At 70.3% G+C, this 19,078-nt stretch carries 19 protein-coding genes and 7 pseudogenes; 15 read left to right on the forward strand and 11 right to left on the reverse strand.

Annotated features, from left to right (window positions below; all coding sequences use genetic code 11):
- The coding region (locus EAO77_RS41330; protein WP_410088551.1) for a DUF4193 family protein at positions 1–126 on the reverse strand (126 nt) is incomplete at its 3' end.
- On the opposite strand from EAO77_RS41330, the pseudogene EAO77_RS15255 reads away from it, so the two are divergent.
- From EAO77_RS15255 to EAO77_RS15275, 5 genes and pseudogenes are all read left to right on the forward strand, one after another.
- Positions 67–573: pseudogene (locus EAO77_RS15255) on the forward strand (PaaI family thioesterase); the annotation flags it as partial. The gene EAO77_RS41330 and the pseudogene EAO77_RS15255 sit on opposite strands and share 60 nt — an antisense overlap.
- On the forward strand, positions 573–1,085 hold the full coding sequence (gene dut / locus EAO77_RS15260) for a dUTP diphosphatase (protein ID WP_147988514.1): 513 nt from the start codon (positions 573–575) through the stop codon (positions 1,083–1,085). The pseudogene EAO77_RS15255 and the gene dut, both read left to right, overlap by 1 nt.
- A 1-nt stretch (position 1,086) precedes the next feature.
- On the forward strand, positions 1,087–1,860 hold the full coding sequence (locus EAO77_RS15265) for a DUF3710 domain-containing protein (protein WP_147988515.1): 774 nt from the start codon (positions 1,087–1,089) through the stop codon (positions 1,858–1,860).
- Between the two features lie 339 nt (positions 1,861–2,199).
- Complete coding sequence (locus tag EAO77_RS15270; RefSeq protein ID WP_147988516.1) at positions 2,200–2,928, forward strand: ABC transporter ATP-binding protein; 729 nt, start codon at positions 2,200–2,202, stop codon at positions 2,926–2,928.
- A gap of 352 nt (positions 2,929–3,280) precedes the next feature.
- A pseudogene (locus EAO77_RS15275) lies at positions 3,281–5,791 on the forward strand (DUF4118 domain-containing protein); the annotation flags it as partial.
- A 26-nt stretch (positions 5,792–5,817) separates the two neighbouring features.
- Here EAO77_RS15275 and EAO77_RS41335 read toward each other — a convergent pair.
- Positions 5,818–5,943 (reverse strand): annotated as a pseudogene (locus tag EAO77_RS41335) (ATP-binding protein); the annotation flags it as partial.
- Between the two features lie 98 nt (positions 5,944–6,041).
- Positions 6,042–6,134, reverse strand: a pseudogene (locus EAO77_RS41340) (hypothetical protein); the annotation flags it as partial.
- A gap of 27 nt (positions 6,135–6,161) precedes the next feature.
- On the opposite strand from EAO77_RS41340, the gene EAO77_RS15290 reads away from it, so the two are divergent.
- The 3 genes from EAO77_RS15290 to EAO77_RS15300 are packed head-to-tail and all read left to right on the forward strand — an operon-like array spanning position 6,162 to position 8,057.
- Positions 6,162–6,848, forward strand: a complete 687-nt coding sequence (locus EAO77_RS15290) for a response regulator (protein ID WP_147988517.1) — start codon at positions 6,162–6,164, stop codon at positions 6,846–6,848.
- Positions 6,849–6,881: 33 nt separating this feature from the next.
- Positions 6,882–7,307 (forward strand): OB-fold nucleic acid binding domain-containing protein, encoded by a 426-nt coding sequence (locus EAO77_RS15295; protein ID WP_147988518.1) that lies wholly within the window; start codon positions 6,882–6,884, stop codon positions 7,305–7,307.
- 3 nt (positions 7,308–7,310) lie between these two features.
- A complete protein-coding gene (locus EAO77_RS15300) occupies positions 7,311–8,057 on the forward strand; it encodes a DUF3159 domain-containing protein (RefSeq protein ID WP_147988519.1) in 747 nt (248 codons plus the stop codon).
- A 75-nt stretch (positions 8,058–8,132) separates the two neighbouring features.
- Here the strand turns inward: EAO77_RS15300 and EAO77_RS15305 are convergent, their stop codons facing one another.
- Complete coding sequence (locus EAO77_RS15305) at positions 8,133–8,801, reverse strand: potassium channel family protein (protein ID WP_147988520.1); 669 nt, start codon at positions 8,799–8,801, stop codon at positions 8,133–8,135.
- Positions 8,801–9,469, reverse strand: a complete 669-nt coding sequence (locus EAO77_RS15310) for a potassium channel family protein (RefSeq protein ID WP_147988521.1) — start codon at positions 9,467–9,469, stop codon at positions 8,801–8,803. Before EAO77_RS15310 ends, EAO77_RS15305 begins: the two co-directional genes overlap by 1 nt.
- Positions 9,470–9,674: 205 nt before the next feature.
- Here EAO77_RS15310 and EAO77_RS15315 point away from each other — a divergent pair, with 205 nt between their 5' ends.
- Complete coding sequence (locus tag EAO77_RS15315; RefSeq protein WP_147988522.1) at positions 9,675–11,723, forward strand: APC family permease; 2,049 nt, start codon at positions 9,675–9,677, stop codon at positions 11,721–11,723.
- 186 nt (positions 11,724–11,909) lie between these two features.
- Positions 11,910–13,244, forward strand: a complete 1,335-nt coding sequence (locus EAO77_RS15320; protein WP_147988523.1) for a class I SAM-dependent RNA methyltransferase — start codon at positions 11,910–11,912, stop codon at positions 13,242–13,244.
- Between the two features lie 436 nt (positions 13,245–13,680).
- Here EAO77_RS15320 and EAO77_RS15325 read toward each other — a convergent pair whose 3' ends face one another.
- From EAO77_RS15325 to EAO77_RS15330, 3 genes are all read right to left on the reverse strand, one after another.
- Complete coding sequence (locus EAO77_RS15325; protein WP_147988524.1) at positions 13,681–13,893, reverse strand: hypothetical protein; 213 nt, start codon at positions 13,891–13,893, stop codon at positions 13,681–13,683.
- Between the two features lie 371 nt (positions 13,894–14,264).
- The gene (locus tag EAO77_RS38625; protein WP_187283219.1) at positions 14,265–14,441 is read right to left on the reverse strand and encodes a hypothetical protein; all 177 of its coding nucleotides are present in this window, start codon (positions 14,439–14,441) and stop codon (positions 14,265–14,267) included.
- Positions 14,441–15,124, reverse strand: coding sequence for a hypothetical protein (locus EAO77_RS15330; RefSeq protein ID WP_147988525.1), 684 nt, complete (start codon positions 15,122–15,124; stop codon positions 14,441–14,443). Before EAO77_RS15330 ends, EAO77_RS38625 begins: the two co-directional genes overlap by 1 nt.
- 226 nt (positions 15,125–15,350) lie before the next feature.
- Between EAO77_RS15330 and EAO77_RS15335 the strand changes: the two are divergent.
- The 3 genes and pseudogenes from EAO77_RS15335 to EAO77_RS15345 all read left to right on the forward strand — a co-directional run.
- A pseudogene (locus tag EAO77_RS15335) lies at positions 15,351–15,644 on the forward strand (polymorphic toxin-type HINT domain-containing protein); the annotation flags it as partial.
- Between the two features lie 58 nt (positions 15,645–15,702).
- Positions 15,703–16,038 carry a hypothetical protein gene (locus tag EAO77_RS15340; protein WP_147988527.1) on the forward strand — a complete coding sequence of 112 codons (336 nt, stop codon included), beginning with the start codon at positions 15,703–15,705 and terminating at the stop codon, positions 16,036–16,038.
- A complete protein-coding gene (locus EAO77_RS15345) occupies positions 16,035–16,295 on the forward strand; it encodes a hypothetical protein (protein WP_147988528.1) in 261 nt (86 codons plus the stop codon). Before EAO77_RS15340 ends, EAO77_RS15345 begins: the two co-directional genes overlap by 4 nt.
- A 103-nt stretch (positions 16,296–16,398) precedes the next feature.
- Here the strand turns inward: EAO77_RS15345 and EAO77_RS15350 are convergent.
- A pseudogene (locus EAO77_RS15350) lies at positions 16,399–16,635 on the reverse strand (tyrosine-type recombinase/integrase); the annotation flags it as partial.
- A gap of 135 nt (positions 16,636–16,770) precedes the next feature.
- Between EAO77_RS15350 and EAO77_RS15355 the strand changes: the two are divergent.
- Positions 16,771–17,235 carry a hypothetical protein gene (locus tag EAO77_RS15355; protein ID WP_147988529.1) on the forward strand — a complete coding sequence of 155 codons (465 nt, stop codon included), beginning with the start codon at positions 16,771–16,773 and terminating at the stop codon, positions 17,233–17,235.
- A 69-nt stretch (positions 17,236–17,304) separates the two neighbouring features.
- On the opposite strand, the pseudogene EAO77_RS15360 reads toward EAO77_RS15355, so the two are convergent.
- Positions 17,305–17,529, reverse strand: a pseudogene (locus EAO77_RS15360) (NucA/NucB deoxyribonuclease domain-containing protein); the annotation flags it as partial.
- A 695-nt stretch (positions 17,530–18,224) separates the two neighbouring features.
- Between EAO77_RS15360 and EAO77_RS15365 the strand changes: the two are divergent.
- Positions 18,225–18,575 carry a hypothetical protein gene (locus tag EAO77_RS15365; RefSeq protein ID WP_147988530.1) on the forward strand — a complete coding sequence of 117 codons (351 nt, stop codon included), beginning with the start codon at positions 18,225–18,227 and terminating at the stop codon, positions 18,573–18,575.
- An 84-nt stretch (positions 18,576–18,659) separates the two neighbouring features.
- Here the strand turns inward: EAO77_RS15365 and EAO77_RS15370 are convergent, their stop codons facing one another.
- Positions 18,660–19,061, reverse strand: coding sequence for a hypothetical protein (locus EAO77_RS15370; RefSeq protein WP_147988531.1), 402 nt, complete (start codon positions 19,059–19,061; stop codon positions 18,660–18,662).
- Positions 19,062–19,078 lie beyond the last annotated feature (17 nt).

Genomic DNA, 19,078 nt, shown 5'->3' on the forward strand with positions numbered 1-19,078 from the left:
GGTGAACTCGTCGGCCTGCTTGGGCAGGACCCGGACGGCCAGTTCCTCGTTGGACAGGTCTGCTCCGGTGAGCTCCTCGGTGCCCACTACGGCCACTGCTTCGGCTGCGGCGGGGAGCAGCCCCACGGGCTGCACCTGGAGGCGCGGGCGCAGGACGGCGTGCGCGTGACGGCGGAGTTCACCGTCAAGCCGGCCCACCAGGGGGCGCCCGGGCTGGCCCACGGCGGAGTCCTCGCCACGGCCCTGGACGAGACCCTCGGCTCGTTGAGCTGGCTGCTGCGTGTCATCGCCGTCACCGGCAAGCTGGAGACCGACTTCGTGCGGCCCGTGCCCGTCGGCACCGTGCTGCACCTGGACGCCGAGGTCACCGCCGTCGCCGGGCGCAAGATCTACTCCTCGGCCGTCGGCCGCATCGGCTCGCCCGACGGACCCGTGGCCGTGCGCGCGTCGGCGCTGTTCATCGAGGTCAAGGTCGACCACTTCATCGACAACGGCCGGCCCGAGGAGATCCGGGCTGCCATGGCCGACCCGGACCAGGTGCGCCGTGCCCGCGCGTTCGAGGTGAACCCCTGATGCGCGAGCCCGTCGACGTGCTGATCCGCCGCGTGGACCCCGAGGTCCCCCTGCCGTCCTACGGTCACCCCGGCGACGCGGGGGCCGACCTCATGACGTGCGAGGCCGCCGAACTGGCGCCCGGCGAGCGTGCCGTGCTGCCGACCGGCGTCTCCATCGCCCTGCCCGACGGGTACGCGGCGTTCGTGCATCCCCGCTCGGGTCTCGCGGCCCGCTGCGGAGTGGCACTCGTGAATGCCCCAGGGACGGTTGATGCCGGGTACCGTGGGGAGATCAAGGTGATCGTGGTCAACCTCGACCCGCGCGAGAGCGTGCGGTTCGAACGGTTCGACCGGATTGCCCAACTGGTCGTCCAGCAGGTCGAGAAGGTGCGCTTCCACGAGGTGGCGGAGCTTCCCGGCTCCGCGCGGGCCGAGGGGGGCTTCGGGTCCACCGGCGGTCATGCCGCCGTGGACGGCTCTACGGGTGGGAATCGATACGCTTCGGTCGTATCCGACCGGGAAGGACAGTGACGTGTTCGGACGTCGCAAGAAGAGTGGTTCCGCCGGGGACGCGGCGGACGCAACGGGCGAGGCCGAGCGAGTCGCCGACGAGTCTGCCGAGCTCGGCACGGAGGCCGGGGAATCCCGTCGGGTGAACCTCCCGCCGGCCCCGCGGCCCGACGGCCCCTGGGACGCCTCCGAGGTCTCCCGGCCCGGCGAGGGCCGCGTCGACCTGGGCGGCATGTTCGTGCCCGGGGTCGAGGGCATGGAGCTGCGGGTCGAGGTCGCCGGCGACGCGATCGTCGCGGCCACGGTCGTGCTGCGCGACAGCGCCGTACAGCTGCAGGCCTTCGCGGCGCCCAAGAAGGAAGGCATCTGGGGCGAGGTCCGCGAGGAGATCGCCGCCGGCATCACCCAGCAGGGCGGCATCATCGACGAGGTCGAGGGCCCGCTCGGCTGGGAGCTGCGGGCGCAGGTGCCCGTGCAGCTGCCCGACGGCAAGGGCGGCGTACAGCTGGTGCGCTTCGTCGGCGTCGACGGCCCCCGCTGGTTCCTGCGCGGAGTGATCTCCGGCCAGGGCGCGGTGCAGCCGCAGGCGGCCGGGCTGCTGGAGCAGATCTTCCGCGACACCGTCGTGGTGCGCGGCGACGGCCCGATGGCGCCGCGCGACCCGATCGTCCTCAAGCTGCCGGACGACGCGCAGATGGTGCCCGAGGGCGTCCAGCAGACCGAGCAGGAGGGCTCCCGGTTCTCCGGGGGCATGGGCCAGCTCCAGCGCGGCCCGGAGATCACCGAGGTCCGCTGACCGATCCACGGCCGGCCCCGGGGCCGGCCACCACGGCGGGCGGGGCGCACCCGATCACGGGCGCGCCCCGCCCGCCGTCGTGTGCCGTCCCGTCGCGTGCCGTCCGCCCCTGACCGGCGCCGGGTGCTGCGTCCCCGTCCGGTGCCGGGCCCTGTGCACCTCACCGGCGCCGGGTGCTGCGCGCCCTGACCGGTGCCGGGCCCTGTGCACCTGACCGTGCCGGGTGCTGCACGCTCCCCTGACCGTTGCCCGGCCGCATGGCCCCTGCACATACTGTGGCCACACCGATCCGGCACGCACCGCCGGCGCAGGGCGCCGGTAGCTATGGGGGGACTCGGCATGACCGAGAGCAACAGCGAGCACGCAGGCACCGCCGTCATGGAACCGGGCGACGGCCCGATGGTGCGGGTGAGCGGCCTGCGCCGGTCCTTCGGCAGCGGGGCCGCGGCCGTGCACGCACTGCGCGGGGTCTCCTTCGAGATACCCCGCGGCGAACTCGTCGCCCTCAAGGGCCGGTCCGGCTCCGGCAAGACCACCCTGCTGAACCTGGTCGGCGGCCTGGACTCACCGGACGGCGGAAGCATCACCGTCGACGGCACGGAGCTCGCCGGCCTCGGCGAGAAGGGCCTCCTGGAGCTGCGCCGCGACCGCATCGGCTTCATCTTCCAGTCCTTCGGCCTGATCCCGATCCTCAGCGCCGCGGAGAACGTCGGCGTCCCGCTGCGCCTGCGCAGGACGGAGCCGCGCGTGCGCGAGGAGAGGGTCGCGCTGATGCTCGCCCTCGTCGGCCTCGCCGACCACGCGGCCCAGCGGCCCGGCGAGCTCTCCGGAGGGCAGCAGCAGCGCGTCGCCATCGCCCGCGCGCTGGCCAACCGCCCCGCCCTGCTGATCGCCGACGAGCCGACCGGGCAGCTCGACGCCGAGACCGGCGTCGCCGTGATGGAACTCCTGCGTGCCGTCGTCCGCAGCGAGGGCGTCACCGCCCTGGTCGCCACCCATGACGCCCAGCTGCTGGACCTGGCCGACCGTGTCCTGGAACTGCGCGACGGCGAGATCGTCGAGCACTGACCGCACGGGAGAGCCCGCGGGCCCGCACCCGCGCCTGCTTTCGGGCGCGCCTGCTCCCGGCCGCACCCGCTCCCGGCCGCGCCCGTTGCCGGGAACGCCCGCACCCGGAGGTGCCCCCCGCCCACGCCACGTCCGTGCCCTGACGTCGCCCCCGCCCCCGCACGTCCCCGCCGCGCCCCCTCCCCGTGACCGGCGCCTCGCGGCGCGGGCCCGTGGCGTCAGAATCCCGTCAATACGGACCCCCGAGGGCCCTCGGGGCCCGTGCCGGGCCCGCCGCGGACGTAGGGTCGACGCTGCGCGCGGCGGCCGGGAGCCGCCGGACGGCGCGCGGGACAGAGACGACAATGAGGCCATGGGACGCGGCAAGCTTCGGATCTATTTGGGCGCGGCGCCCGGAGTCGGCAAGACCTACGCGATGCTCTCCGAGGCGCACCGGCGTGCCGAGCGCGGCACGGACTGCGTCGTCGGGTACGTGGAGCACCACGGCCGGCCCCGCACCGAGGTGCTGCTGCACGGGCTGGAACAGGTACGGCGCCAGGAGCTGACGCACCGGGGCGCGCACTTCACGGAGATGGACGTCGACGCCGTCCTCGCCCGGGGACCCGCCGTCGCGCTCGTCGACGAGCTCGCCCACACCAACGTCCCCGGCTCGCGCAACGCCAAGCGGTGGCAGGACGTCGAGGAACTCCTCGCCGCCGGCATCGACGTCATATCGACCGTCAACATCCAGCACCTCGAATCACTCGGCGACGTGGTCCACTCGATCACCGGCGTCCGGCAGCGGGAGACGGTGCCCGACGAGGTGGTCCGCCGGGCCGACCAGATCGAACTCGTCGACATGGCGCCGCAGGCGCTGCGCCGCCGGATGGCGCACGGCAACATCTACCAGCCGGACAAGGTGGACGCCGCCCTGTCCAACTACTTCCGCCCCGGCAACCTCACCGCCCTGCGCGAGCTGGCCCTGCTCTGGCTCGCCGACCGGGTCGACGAGTACCTCCAGCAGTACCGGGGCGAGCACAACATCCGCTCGACCTGGCAGGCGCGGGAGCGGATCGTCGTCGGCCTCACCGGCGGCCCCGAGGGCCGCACGCTGATCCGGCGGGCCGCGCGGATGGCGGCGAAGGGCGCGGGCGGCGAGATCCTCGCCGTGTACATCGCCCGCAGCGACGGGCTGACCTCGGCGTCCCCGAAGGAACTGACCGTCCAGCGCACCCTCGTCGAGGACCTCGGGGGCACCTTCCACCACGTCATCGGCGATGACATACCGGCCTCGCTGCTCGACTTCGCACGCGGTGTGAACGCCACCCAGATCGTCCTCGGCTCCAGCCGCCGCCGCTCCTGGCAGTACCTCTTCGGCCCCGGCGTGGGCGCGACGGTGGCCCGCGACTCGGGCCCCGACCTCGACGTCCACATCGTCACCCACGACGAGGCGGGCAAGGGCCGCGGCCTGCCCGGGAACCGCGGCGCCCGGATCGGCCGCAGCCGCACGATCGCGGCCTGGCTCGTGGGCGTGGCCGCGCCCGTGCTGCTCACCCTGGTGCTGCTGAGCGTCGAGGACGGGCCGGGACTCGCCAACGACGTCCTGCTGTTCCTCTTCCTGACCGTGCTGGCCGCGCTGCTGGGCGGTCTGCGGCCCGCGCTCGCCTCCGCCGCCGTGGGGTCCCTGCTGCTGAACTACTACTTCACCCCGCCCCGCCACACCCTCGACATCGCCGAACCGCAGAACCTCGTGGCCCTGGTGATCTTCTTCGCCGTCGCGGTGGCCGTCGCGTCCGTCGTGGACCTGGCCGCCCGCCGCACCCACCAGGCGGCCCGCCTGCGCGCCGAGTCGGAGATCCTGTCCTTCCTCGCCGGCAGCGTGCTGCGCGGCGAGACGGCGCTCGACGCCCTGCTGGAACGGGTCCGCGAGACGTTCGCCATGGAGTCGGTCGCCCTGCTGGAGCGCGCCGGCGACGTCGACCCGTGGACCTGCACCGCGAGCGTCGGCCCCGCCCCCGCCGCCCGCCCCGACGACGCCGACGTGGACATGCCGGTGGGCGACCACATGGCGCTCGCGCTGTCGGGCCGGGTGCTGCCCGCCGAGGACCGCCGGGTGCTCGCCGCGTTCGCCGCGCAGGCGGCCGTCGTCCTCGACCGGCAGCGGCTGGTGGGGGAGGCGGAGTCGGCCCGCGCGCTCGCGGAGGGCAACCGCATACGGACCGCGCTGCTCGCCGCCGTCAGCCACGACCTGCGCACCCCGCTGGCCGGCATCAAGGCCGCCGTCACCTCGCTCCGCTCCGACGACGTCGCCTGGTCCGAGGAGGACGAGGCCGAACTCCTCGCGGGCATCGAGGAGGGCGCCGACCGGCTCGACCACCTGGTCGGCAACCTCCTCGACATGTCCCGGCTCCAGACGGGCACGGTCACCCCGCTGATCCGCCAGACCAGCCTCGACGAGGTCATCCCGCTCGCCCTCGCGGGCGTCCCGCCGGAGAGCGTCGGCCTCGACATCCCCGAGACGCTGCCCATGGTGGCCGTGGACCGGGGCCTGCTGGAGCGGGCCGTCGCCAACATCGTCGAGAACGCGGTCAAGTACTCCCCCGACGGCACCCCGGTCGTCGTCGCGGCCAGCACACTCGGCGACCGGGTCGAACTGCGCGTGGTGGACCGCGGCGGCGGTGTCCCCGACGACGCCAAGGAACGGATCTTCGAACCGTTCCAGCGGGTCGGGGACGCACCGCGCGGCGCGGGCGTCGGCCTGGGGCTCGCGGTGGCGCGCGGCTTCGTCGAGGCCATGGGCGGCACGCTCAGCGCCGAGGACACCCCGGGCGGCGGCATGACGATGGTCCTGACCCTGGGCGCGTCGCCCGGGGTGTCCTCGGCGCTGAGCGTGCCGCCCATGGCCTCGACGAAGCCGCGCGCCACCGCGAGCCCCAGGCCGACGCCCGCGCCGCGCGGTGCGTCCCCGACCCGCTGGAACGGTTCGAAGATCCGTTCCTTGGCGTCGTCGGGGACACCGCCGCCGCGGTCCACCACGCGCAGTTCGACCCGGTCGCCGAGGGACCGGGCGACGCGCCCAGGGTCAGGACCATCGTCATGCCGCCGCCCGGGGTGTCCTCGGCGCTGAGCGTGCCGCCCATGGCCTCGACGAAGCCGCGCGCCACCGCGAGCCCCAGGCCGACGCCCCCGCGGGCCCTGCCCGGCCCCGGCCCACTCCACAGTCCCATCCAGCACGGCAGAAAGGCGGACCGGTCATGACCCGGGTGCTCGTGGTCGACGACGAGCCGCAGATCGTACGCGCCCTCGTGATCAACCTGAAGGCGCGCAAGTACGAGGTGGACTCGGCCCACGACGGCGCCACCGCGCTCGAACTGGCCGCCGCACGCCACCCCGACGTCGTCGTGCTCGACCTCGGTCTGCCCGACATGGACGGCGTCGAGGTGATCAGGGGCCTGCGCGGCTGGACCAGGGTGCCCATCCTGGTGCTCTCCGCCCGCCACTCCTCCGACGAGAAGGTGGAGGCCCTCGACGCCGGCGCCGACGACTACGTCACCAAGCCCTTCGGCATGGACGAGCTGCTCGCCCGGCTGAGGGCCGCCGTGCGGCGGGCCGAGCCCGTCGGCGGCGGAGACGACGACGTCGTGAGCGTGGACACGGCGTCCTTCACCGTCGATCTCGCCGCGAAGAAGGTGCACCGCGACGGACGCGACGTCCGGCTCACCCCGACCGAGTGGCATCTGCTGGAGGTCCTGGTCCGCAACACCGGCCGGCTGGTCAGCCAGAAGCAGCTGCTCCAGGAGGTCTGGGGCCCCTCGTACGGCACCGAGACCAACTATCTGCGCGTGTACATGGCGCAGCTGCGCCGCAAACTGGAGGCCGACCCCTCGCACCCGCGCCACTTCGTCACCGAGCCGGGCATGGGCTACCGCTTCGAACGTTGATGCGCCGTCGAGAGGGGCCGGTACGCTTTCCGTATGAGTGCAACACCCCGCTCCGAGAAGGCGGCGCGCGACGAGAGGGCGGCCCGACCGGCCGGCCGCTTCCGCCGCATGTTCGACCGGCTCGCCTCCTCCCAGGAGGCCCTCGAGTCGGAGGAGCTCCAGGAGGACACGCAGGCTTCCGGATGCACCCGGATCTGCGACTGCGACGACCGCGCGATCGTCCGCGTCACTGGTACCTTGCGCACGGTGACCCTGCGGCCGCGGGCCGGGGTGCCGGCGCTGGAGGCGGAGCTCTTCGACGGCACGGCCCCGCTGGACGTCGTCTGGCTCGGCCGCCGGTCCATCGTCGGCATCGAGCCCGGACGCCGGCTGATCGCCTCGGGCCGGATCTCGATGAGCCACGGCCGCCGGGTGCTGTTCAATCCCAAATACGAACTCCGACCGCTCGGACAGGAGTAGCCGGTGACGTCCGCAGACAAGCCGACCCAGACGACCGATGACCAGCAGCCCGGCGACGCGGCCGACTCCAGGGCCGTCACGGAGGCGGCGCTGTTCGAGGCGTTCGGCGGCGTGCGCGGCATGGTGGAGACGGTCCTGCCGGGCCTGCTCTTCGTCACGATCTACACCGTCAACAAAGACCTGCACATGTCCGCGATCGCCGCGATCGCGGTCTCGCTGGTACTGGTCGCCGTCCGGCTGATCCGCAAGGACACCGTCAAGCACGCCTTCAGCGGCGTCTTCGGCGTCGGCTTCGGCGTCGTCTTCGCGATGATGACCGGCGACGCCAAGGACTTCTACCTGCCCGGCATGCTCTACACGCTCGGCCTGGCGCTGGCGTACCTCGTCACCGCCGTCGCGGGCGTCCCCCTGATCGGGCTGATCCTCGGGCCGGTCTTCAAGGAGAACCTCTCCTGGCGCACCCGCAACCCCGGCCGCAAGCAGGCGTACACCAAGGCCAGCTACGCCTGGGGGCTGATCCTCCTCGCGAAGTGCGCGATCCTCTTCCCGCTCTACTGGTGGGCCGACACCACCCAGCTCGGCTGGGTGCTGGTCGCGCTCAAGATCCCGCCCTTCCTGCTGGCCGTCTGGCTGACCTGGGTCTTCCTCGCCAAGGCGCCGCCGCCGATCGACGTGTTCGCCGAGATGGAGGCCGAGGAGCGGGCCGAGGAGGCCCGCAAGGCCGCCGCCAAGCAGGACACCGTGCCGTAGGCGCGCCGTCCTCGCCGCGTACGAAGGGGCCGGAACCGATCACGGTTCCGGGCCCCTTCGTGCTCAGTGGCCCGCTCAGGACTCGCGGCGCACCGACAGCAGGTCCTCCAGCTGCTCCTCCCGGGCCTGCGCCGCGACGAAGAGCAGCTCGTCGCCGGCCTCCAGCGACTCCTCCACGCTCGGCGTCAGGACCCGGGACCCGCGGATGATCGTGACCAGCGAGGTGTCCTGGGGCCAGTCCACCTCCCCGACCCGGGTGCCGGCGAGGGCCGACTCCGGCGGGAGGGTGAGCTCGACCAGGTTGGCGTCGCCGTGGCTGAAACGGAGCAGCCGGACGAGATCGCCGACACTCACCGCCTCCTCGACCAGCGCGGACATCAGCCGCGGCGTCGAGACGGCGACGTCCACGCCCCAGGACTCGTTGAAGAGCCACTCGTTCTTCGGGTTGTTCACCCGGGACACCACGCGCGGCACCCCGTACTCGGTCTTCGCGAGCAGCGAGACGACCAGGTTGACCTTGTCGTCGCCGGTCGCCGCGATCACCACGTTGCACCGCTGCAGGGCGGCCTCGTCGAGCGAGGTGATCTCGCACGCGTCGGCCAGCAGCCACTCCGCCTGCGGCACCCGCTCCACCGAGATCGCGGTGGGCGCCTTGTCGATCAGGAGCACCTCGTGCCCGTTCTCCAGCAGCTCGGCGGCGATGGAACGACCCACCGCGCCGGCGCCCGCAATAGCGACCCGCATCAGTTCCCGCCCTCCTCGGGGCCCTCGGCGAACGCCGCCTCGACCTTTCCGATCTCGTCCGTGCGCAGCATCACGTGCACGAGGTCGCCCTCCTGGAGCACCGTCTGCGACGTCGGCAGGACCGCCTCGCCCAACCGGGTGAGGAACGCGACCCGCACACCGGTCTCCTCCTGGAGCCGGCTGATCTTGTGGCCGATCCACGCCGGTGAGGTGTGCACCTCCGCCAGCTCGACCGTCCCGCTCGGATCCCGCCACAGCGGCTCCGCGCCCGACGGCAGGAGCCGGCGCAGCATCTGGTCCGCGGTCCAGCGGACCGTCGCGACCGTCGGGATGCCCAGACGCTGGTACACCTCGGCGCGGCGCGGGTCGTAGATGCGGGCGGCGACGTTCTCGATGCCGAACATCTCGCGGGCCACCCGGGCCGCGATGATGTTCGAGTTGTCCCCGCTGCTGACCGCCGCGAACGCGCCGGCCTCCTCGATGCCCGCCTCGCGCAGGGTGTCCTGGTCGAAGCCGACACCGGTGACGCGGCGACCGCCGAATCCCGATCCCAGGCGGCGGAAGGCCGTGGGGTCCCGGTCGACGACGGCGACCGTGTGCCCCTGCTGCTCCAGGGTCTGCGCGAGAGCGGCTCCCACTCGCCCGCACCCCATGATGACGATGTGCACGACCGTCCTTCCGGCTGTTTCTTGGTCTCATCTCGCTGTCAAGGCCCTACAGGGTCTCAGACCACGACCCCAGCCAACCACGCGCGGTCCTACCGTGGACCCCTGCGTCATGGCGAGATGACATTCCGCTAAGACGCAACAGGATTCCGTTAAGGCCCGCATGGTGAGTACGGTCGGCGCATTTCGAACGCTTACGATCCTCTCCGTGTCCAAACTGACCGACCTGCCCAAACGGATTCTGATCGGCCGGGCGCTGCGCAGCGACAGACTGGGCGAGACCCTTCTCCCCAAGCGCATCGCACTCCCCGTCTTCGCCTCCGACCCGCTCTCCTCCGTGGCGTACGCACCCGGCGAAGTACTGCTGGTCCTGTCCATCGCAGGTCTGTCGGCGTACCACTTCAGCCCCTGGATCGCCGGCGCGGTCGTCGTGCTGATGTTCACGGTCGTCGCCTCGTACCGACAGAACGTCCACGCCTACCCGAGCGGCGGCGGCGACTACGAGGTCGCCACCACCAACCTCGGCCCGAAGGCCGGCCTCACCGTCGCCAGCGCCCTGCTCGTCGACTACGTGCTGACCGTCGCCGTGTCGATCTCCTCCGGCGTCGAGAACCTCGGCTCGGCCGTTCCGTTCGTCGTCGAGCACAAGGTGCTCAGCGCCATCGTGATAATCGTGCTGCTGACGCTGATGAACCTGCGCGGCGTGAAGGAGTCCGGCAAGCTCTTCGCGATTCCGACGTACGTCTTCGTCTTCGGCGTCTTCGTCATGATCATCTGGGGCGCCTACCAGGGACTCGTCCTCGACGAGACCATGCGCGCCCCGACCGCCGACTACGAGATCAAGCCGGAGCACGGCGGACTCGCCGGCTTCGCGCTCTTCTTCCTGCTGCTGCGCGCCTTCTCCTCCGGATGCGCCGCGCTCACCGGCGTCGAGGCCATCAGCAACGGCGTCCCCGCCTTCCGCAAGCCCAAGAGCCGCAACGCCGCCACCACCCTGCTGCTCATGGGCACCCTCGCCGTCACCATGTTCTGCGGCATCATCGGCCTCGCCATGGCCACCGACGTCAAGATGGCCGAGAACCCGGCGAAGGACCTGCTCGCCGACGGCGTGCCCGTCGGCTCCGACTACGTCCAGCACCCGGTGATCTCCCAGGTCGCGGCCGCCGTCTTCGGCGACGGAACCTTCTTCTTCGTCGTGCTCGCCGCCGCCACCGCCCTGGTGCTGTTCCTCGCCGCGAACACCGCCTACAACGGCTTCCCGCTCCTCGGCTCGATCCTCGCCCAGGACCGCTACCTGCCGCGCCAGCTGCACACCCGCGGCGACCGCCTCGCCTTCTCCAACGGCATCGTGCTCCTGTCCGGAGCCGCCGTCCTGCTGGTGTGGATCTACGGAGCCGACTCCACCAAGCTCATCCAGCTGTACATCGTCGGAGTCTTCGTCTCCTTCACCCTCAGCCAGACCGGCATGGTCCGGCACTGGAACCGGCACCTGCGGACCGAACGCGACAAGGCCAAGCGGCGCCACATGATCCGCTCCCGCGCGATCAACACCTTCGGCGCCTTCTTCACCGGCCTGGTCCTCGTCGTCGTGCTCGCCACGAAGTTCACCCACGGCGCCTGGGTCGCCCTGCTCGGCATGGTCATCTTCTTCGGCACCATGACCGCGATCCGCCGCCACTACGACCGCGTCGCCGAGGAGATCGCCGCCCCCGACGAGCCCAGCGACGACACCGTGCGCCCCTCCCGGGTCCACTCCATCGTCCTCGTCTCCAAGGTCCACCGGCCCACCCTGCGCGCCCTCTCGTACGCCCAGCTCATGCGCTCCGACAAGCTGGAGGCCGTCAGCATCAACGTCGACCCGGCGGAGACCAAGGCGCTGCGCGACGAATGGGAACGGCGCGGCATCAACGTGCCCCTGAAGATCCTCGACTCGCCCTACCGCGAGATCACCCGGCCGATCATCGACTACGTCAAGGGCCTGCGCCGCGAGAGCCCGCGCGACGCGGTCAGCGTGATCATCCCCGAGTACGTCGTCGGCCACTGGTACGAGCACCTCCTCCACAACCAGAGCGCGCTGCGCCTCAAGGGCAGGCTGCTCTTCACCGCCGGTGTGATGGTGACCTCCGTGCCCTACCAGCTCGAATCCTCCGAGGCCGCGAGGAAGCGGGCCCGCAAGCGCGCCGACTGGAACGCGCCCGGTTCGGTGCGGCGCGGGCCGGTCGACCGCAGGCAGAAGGAGCCCAGCGGCAGGAGCTGACGCGCGGTGGGGGCGGATGCGGGCCGGGAGCGGGCCGGGTCCGGTGGGCATCCGGTGGGCCGCTCACCTCGTCCGGTCGGAAGCGTGCCGGGGCGGACGTAGACTGGTGGGTCGTTGTCCGCGCGCGGATCGTCTCGGCGATCCCCACCGTCCGCGGCCGCCCCCGATCTCTGGAGTCACCCCGTCATGCAGAACGCACCCGAGACGTCGCCGTCGCTGGTCGGGGAGGAGTACGAGGTCGAGGTCGGTCCCGTCGCCCACGGCGGCCACTGCATCGCCCGCACCGACGAGGGCCGCGTCCTGTTCGTCCGGCACACCCTGCCCGGCGAGAAGGTCGTCGCCCGCGTCACCGAGGGCGACGAGGACTCCCGCTTCCTGCGCGCCGATGCCGTCTCGATCATCGAGGCGTCCAAGGACCGCGTCGAGGCCCCCTGCCCGTTCTCCGGACCGGGCAGGTGCGGCGGCTGCGACTGGCAGCACGCCAAGCCCGGCGCGCAGCGCCGCTTCAAGGGCGAGGTCATCGCCGAGCAGCTCCAACGGCTCGCGGGTCTCACCCCCGAGGAGGCCGGCTGGGACGGCACCGTCATGCCGGCCGAGGGCGACAAGCTGCCGCCCGGCCAGGTCCCGCAGTGGCGCACCCGCGTCCAGTACGCCATCGACGAGGCCGGCCACGTCGGCCTGCGCCGGCACCGCTCCCACGAGGTCGAGCCCATCGAGCACTGCATGATCGCCGCGGAGGGCGTCAGCGAACTCGGCATCGAGGAGCGCCTGTGGGAGGGCATGGAGACCGTCGAGGCGATCGCCGCCTCCGGCTCCGGCGACCGCCAGGTCATCCTCACCCCGCGCCCCGGCGCCCGGCTGCCGCTCGTCGAACTCGACAAGCCCGTCTCCGTTCTCCGCGTCGACGAGAAGGACGGCGGCGTCCACCGGGTGCACGGCCGCGCCTTCGTCCGCGAGCGTGCCGACGAGCGCACCCACCGGGTGGGCAACGGCGGCTTCTGGCAGGTCCACCCCCAGGCCGCCGACACCCTGATGCGCGCCGTGATGCAGGGCCTGCTGCCCCGCAAGGGCGACATGGCCCTCGACCTCTACTGCGGCGTCGGCCTCTTCGCGGGCGCACTCGCCGACCGCGTCGGCGACAAGGGCGCCGTCCTCGGCATCGAGACCGGCAAGCGCGCGGTGGAGGACGCCCGCCACAACCTCCAGCAGTTCGACCGCGTCCGCATCGAGCACGGCAAGGTCGACGCGGTGCTGCCGCGTACCGGCATCGACAGCGTGGACCTCATCGTCCTCGACCCGCCCCGCGCGGGCGCCGGCAAGCAGACCGTCCGCCACCTGGCCTCCCTCGGGGCGCGTCGCATCGCCTACGTGGCGTGCGACCCGGCGGCGCTGGCGCGCGACATCGCGTACTTCGCGGAGTCGGGCTACAAGCCGCGCACGCTGCGGGCGTTCGACCTGTTCCCGATGACGCATCATGTGGAGTGCGTGGCGATTCTGGAGCCGGTCAAGAAGGACGCCTGACCTGCTGTTTTGTGCGTGCGCATTATGTGCGGTGTGGGCGTTGCGGGCGATATCCTGACGCTGAAATGACGCTCGTGACGCTCATTTGACGCTCGTTCTGATGGGGTGTCAGGCGGGCTGGCGTGCTGCTCAGGCCGCTTGTGGCGGCCAAGATTGCGTGGAGTTCTCTCGGGAAAAGGGCCACGAGTCGTCCTGGCGTTGGGATGAAGAGATCCCCTTGAAGCCATCGCCCCAGGGTGCTCACCTACGGAGGCCGCGCAGCGTGCGCACCCCTCCCCGGCTACGTCGGGTTTCGCAGCCGCGACTGGCGCGGGCGCCGACCACGTCCAGGATAAACCGGCTTGAGCCGCACTGAGTACAGAGCCCGTGTGTCTCCCCCCGTCGCACCGGCTCATCCGGCTCCACCAGGCCCACCGCCTGGTGGAGCCGTCGCCCATCAGGCCGGAGCGAGGTAGGCCAGGACCTTCATCCCGAGCGCCGAGGCGGAGATGAACAGCGTGATCCCACTCGCAACGGTCAGGCAGCCGCTGAGGCCAAGGCCGACCAGAACGAAGCTGACGACCAGCGCGATGATGACGGCGAGCAGAAAGACGATGACCGTGCCGAGGATCCGGCCGGACTGCGGGGTCGCGCTGGAAGACGTACTCATGGGCCCCTCCCAAGGGACAGAGGGGGTGCCGGACCTGAGCCTGTGAAGGCAGCTCGCAGTCCGACACCACCAGGACAGGTGTCGAAAGCGAGCTACTGCCGGCACAGAAGCTCGAAGCGGCTGCCCTGTTGTACGTCGTCGCTCCGCAGGAACATCTGCGGCTGCCGACCAACCATCCCAGGTCGCGAAGCCGTTACCTCATCCACGCATGGGCCGGAGAGGAACGACACACAGCATACGCGGGGGTTCTGACAGGCTCGAATCGATTTCGGCCTACGGGTATGCCACCGCCCCAGGTACGGCAGGGCGAGGAGATTCGGACGAGGCGCCGAGCGCGAACCGGCGCCTCCTCGCTAGACGGTGACCACCGGTCAGCGGGGCGGGGCCGATCCGCTCCCGCCGGAGCCCATCAGCAGGTACAGCAGCGTCACCACCCCCGCTCCGGTGAGCAGGGCCACGCCCACGTCCGGGTGAAGGTAGGCGACGTACGCCGTGACCGCACCGGCCATCATCAGAACCACGGCACGGAGATCGAGCGGGCCGCCCATCACTTGGCCACCGCCGAACTGACCGAGGGGACCATGATGACGCCGGCAGCGGCGAGCTCCTGGGCCCGGCGCCGGACACGGCCGAGGCGGCGCTCCACCGCCTTGCGTGTGGTGCCGAGCCGCTGCGCGATCTGTTCCTGCGTGGCACCGGAGGTCAGCATCAACATGCAGACAGCCCGTTCCTCCCACGAGGCGTCGGCCAGGATCGTGTCGACCGTGTCGCGGAACAGCATCTGCGCCGCGGGTTCCGGGTCGAGGCTGACCTTGGGGAACCCTCCGATGACGTCGGGGTGGAGGACTTCCGCAAGGCGGCGGCGGTACGGGCCGGCCCACTCCCGGTACGCGTCACGGAAGCAGCCGAGGCACAGGCCGATGAAGAAGGTGCGGATGGACGCGCCTCTCTCCGGGTTCCAGCGTCCCTGGGAGAGCAGACGCATGAACAAGGGAACGGCCTTCCCCAAGCAGAGCCCGGCGATGTCGACGCGGACCTCATCGCGCCGCATCATCTCCTCCACTTCCGTGTACGGGGCGAAGAAGTAGATGTCGCTCTCACGGCAGCGGGCGATGATCTCACCCTCCCCCATCCACTTCCGCAGGACGCGCCACCCGTACAGCCAAAGGTCTTCCCGGAGAAGCTCGAACCGCGGACCGGTAAACCCGTCGGTCATCAGCTGCTCGTGCAACTCGCTGTCGGCGGCCCGCTGCTCGGGGTTCCCCCGGTGCGCCTCGGGGTAGCCGGCGGACGACTACCTGGAGCCCGGCGCCGCCGAACTCACCGCCGCCTCCAAGCGGGCCTCCGACGGCATCACCAAGCGGGCCGTCGCCAAGCACACAACCCAGCAGACCGACTTCGGAACCGCAGCATGTGAGCGATACGACTACCTGATGGCGCCCAGCTCGCCACCTACCAAGAACCTCGTCGATGTCACCATCGACACCGACGGCAACGCCGGCACAGCCGTGGCCACGGTCACCGCCACCGACGGCCACCCGTTCTGGGTCCCCGAACTCGGAGAATGGCTCGACGCCGAAGACCTGCAGCAAGGCCAGTGGCTCCGCACCAGCGCAGGCACTTTCGTCCAGATCACGGCAGTCCACCACCGGACGACTCCGGACGCCCGGGTTCACAACCTCACCGTCAGTGACCTGCACACGTACTATGTGCTGGCGGGCTCCGCACCGGTACTCGTACATAAATGCGGGTCCGCGTGGTGGTAACGAAAGCACTTACTCTATCTCGCATAATGCGAGTGGAAGTGACGTGATTGCCGACCTCGATAGTGACGGCATTCTGACCATGATGATGCACAACTATCCCGACAATGGTTCACCGCTGCAGGGTAAGGCGATGTTCGACGAAGTTATGGGCCACTTCGGGGACCGAGTTCAGGGTGTCCAGGGGATCTGGATCTACGGAGATAACCTTGGAGGCTTCAATGAAGCCGTCCGTGGTGGTGCAAGCCTCGTGTCGGCAGCCAAGGGAACCTGGACTGGAAGGCAGGCAGCCAGATATGGCTTCACTCGTGCGAGGATCGATGAAGCAGTTCCGAGGCTCGACGGGGACTTCCAGCAAGTCCTTGCCACATTCCGAAGATGAGGGAACTGGTGGACGAGGAAATTGAACGATTGGCGCGCTTGGCCGTCGAGTACCACGGAATTGGGTGCAGCATCGCAGAGATCGCTGATCTCCTAATCGACAAGCATCCAAACTTGAGGTTGGCGCCGTTCCGGCTGGCCCAAGTGCTTCGATCGGCCTTCGGTCTTTCGGTTCATGACCTGCAATACGTCACGGCATGGGTGCAAGGTGAGATTTCACTGGAGACATTGGAGGAGCGTCTTCAGGTGACTCGGTAAGTCAGCCTCAGTCCGTAACATGCTGTGGACATTTCGAGAGGCCCCACCGAATGGATATTCGGTGGGGCCTCTCGGGCGTTTGACGGCAACGCCGACGGCAACGTCAGCGGACGCCTGCCGCGGCGGGTGGGTCGTCCGGGTTGTCGTTGACAGGGTCGAGGGCGCCATTCAGAGTGTCGATGGCTTGGCGTTGGAGGCGGAGCCTTACGGGGGCATAGACGCCAGCGGTGACGCCGATGTGTGCGTGTCCCAACAGCTCCTTGATCACAACGAGGTCCACGCCTTGCTCCAGGAGTAGCGTCGCGGTCGAGTGGCGTAGGTCGTGGAAGCGGATGCGGCGGGGCTGTAAATCGTTCGGTGTGTCTGCATCATCTCGGTCGTGCGGGCGGACTACCGGCAGAGGGGTGCGGGCCCGCCGCTGCGGTGGCGTCCAGGCTGGTGAGCGAGTGTGGTGTGACCGTAACGAGGAGTTGGTGTGGCGAACCTGACGCGGCGTGTGCGATTCGGGGCCGAGGTGGGCTATCACAGCTTCTGCCTCCAGGAGTCGGACGATGCCGCCCTGCCGGTGCCCTATCCGGACGACTCCGTCTTCGGGCAGTTCCTCACGCTGTTCCCCGGTCGGATCGACATCTTCAGCGCCGGCCATACCCACACCGCCGCGGTGACCGTCGACGTGTGGGACGGCCGGCCGCCGGATGAGGGTCGCGGAAAGTGGGACGAGTACGCAGAGGGCGAGTACGTCTCCACGAGTGGCATCGTGGCCGTCTGGTCGATGAGCCTCGGGCGGACCGAGCAGGACATCCCGCTGTCTGACGGGGCGGGCCGCTGGCACGTGCAGGTGCACTCGGCCGGCCGGTCGGAGGCCGAGCGCCTATCTGCCGAGACGGGCTCCGCAGACGGCGTGGAGCGCTATCTTGTCCGTTTCTGGCCTGCGGAGTAGCAGGGCGCCGTGCACACGGTGGTGGGGGCGCGACCCGCCGCCGTTCGGGCGTCACGCCCCCTGCCGTGGCTAAGAGTCGATCTGCACCATGAAGCCGTCATCGAGGCCGTCGACGAGACGGTTCCTCGCGTAGAAGCCGAGGAGCAGACCGCCGGCCGCACCGTTGTCGGCCTTGGCCACCGGGAGGACCGAGAAATTGAACGGCTTGGCTTCCGAATCGTGATCTGCCTGCGCGGCACCCTCGTACATGGTGGCGAAGGGATACTCGTCGCACTCGCGCGTGCCGGTCTGCCAGTTGGCGGAGGATTTGGTTCAGGAGTGACCCTGCCTCCCGACGGAACCAGCCCCCGGACCCGGCTCGCACGCGGACTGGCGGCAGACCCTTCGACGGCCGTGGGAGGCGTCAGCCCTGCCCGACGGACTCACCCCCCGCACGAGTCCGTCGCGCCTTCGGCCCTTCCGCACGAAGGCCGTCTGTCCAGCCGAAGCATTGGAATCCGCCCGGCCTGGCCCAGGACGCCCTCCCGGCCGCAGGTACGAGCAGCCCGCCACCCACTATGGCGTGCACACAGTTCGTAGACCGGGCTCCGCGAAACGACGCAGGAATAGACCAACGACCCCGCGACCGCGCCGCACCGGTTAAAGATCAAGTCAGTCGGGCTGCGGTGCGCAAGCGTATTCATGAGCAGGCGCTCGTTGAGGTTCGGGGCTGTCCGGGGCATGGGACGATGGTCAAGAGGCGGCTCGCGAGGCCAAGTCCGCGGTCGAGACGATCATCTCGTCCGAGAGCGGCGGCCGGGTGCTCGTCGAGCTTGGCACAGCCGCCCGTGGGGTCGGCGACCGACTCCCTGTCCTTTTGCTCCACGATCAGGCCCCTGGGGCCGGCGACGAAGTGAATGGACAGTACCTACGCGACCCGCCTCATGCGCCAACCATCATGATTGATAACTCTGCAGTTCCACCCCGCCACACCAGAAGACGAGGAACCCATGCGCACCCGCGCCGTCGCCGCACTCATCGCCGCAGGCTTGCTCGCAACGCTCACCGCGTGCAGCAGCGACCCGACGTACACCGTTGTCGATGTGCGAGACAACGGCATTATGAGGATGGCGGACCTGCAACTGCCGGATGCCACTCAAGCCCAGGCAGAGCAGGCAATCCGGGATTACACCGACACCATCGACGGCCCCAAGTGGGCCACCGTGACCCTGTACCGCGATCTCGCCGATGGGGAGCTGTGCCGAGGGACGTGGGTGAAGGACCAGCAGACCTCCGAAAAGTTGTCCGGAGGATCCTTCACGTCCGATACGTGGCCCGCCCTGCAAGTGCAGTGTCCCTAGTACTCCAGCTGCAGATCGTGATCTTGATCGCGGTGAAGCCGCTGTACATCGAGCGGTCTCATGCCGGGCTGGGCGTCTCGCGGCTCACTTGCTCGGGTCTGTGATGACGATGTCGATGGCGCTGGCTTCTGGCCCCGGCGTGTTCACGGCGACACGTACGTTGAACTGGCCCCGGTCGCCTACACGATGGACGATGCGGGTCAGTTGCTCGACATCGCCGACTGCGATACGCCCGTCGGGCAGTAGGAGGGGAGCGTCGAAGACGGTGGCGAACTCCGGGTCGGGGTGTTCGGCCTGCGGGTCGTGAGGCGGTGTGAAGAGACGCACCTTGATCAGCCCCCTTTGTGGTCGAACCCGGACGGCCACGTGCGTGTCGCAACTGGCCGCGGGGGTGGAGTCCAGGGCGAGGGTGAGGGGAACCCAGTCGGTTGCCCCGAGGTGCAGAACGGGGTGATTGACGTAGATGTCGACGCCGGCGACCTGCATGGTGCTCCTCCTGCCGA

The organism is Streptomyces sp. T39, assembly GCF_008042045.1.
Lineage (GTDB): Bacteria > Actinomycetota > Actinomycetes > Streptomycetales > Streptomycetaceae > Streptomyces.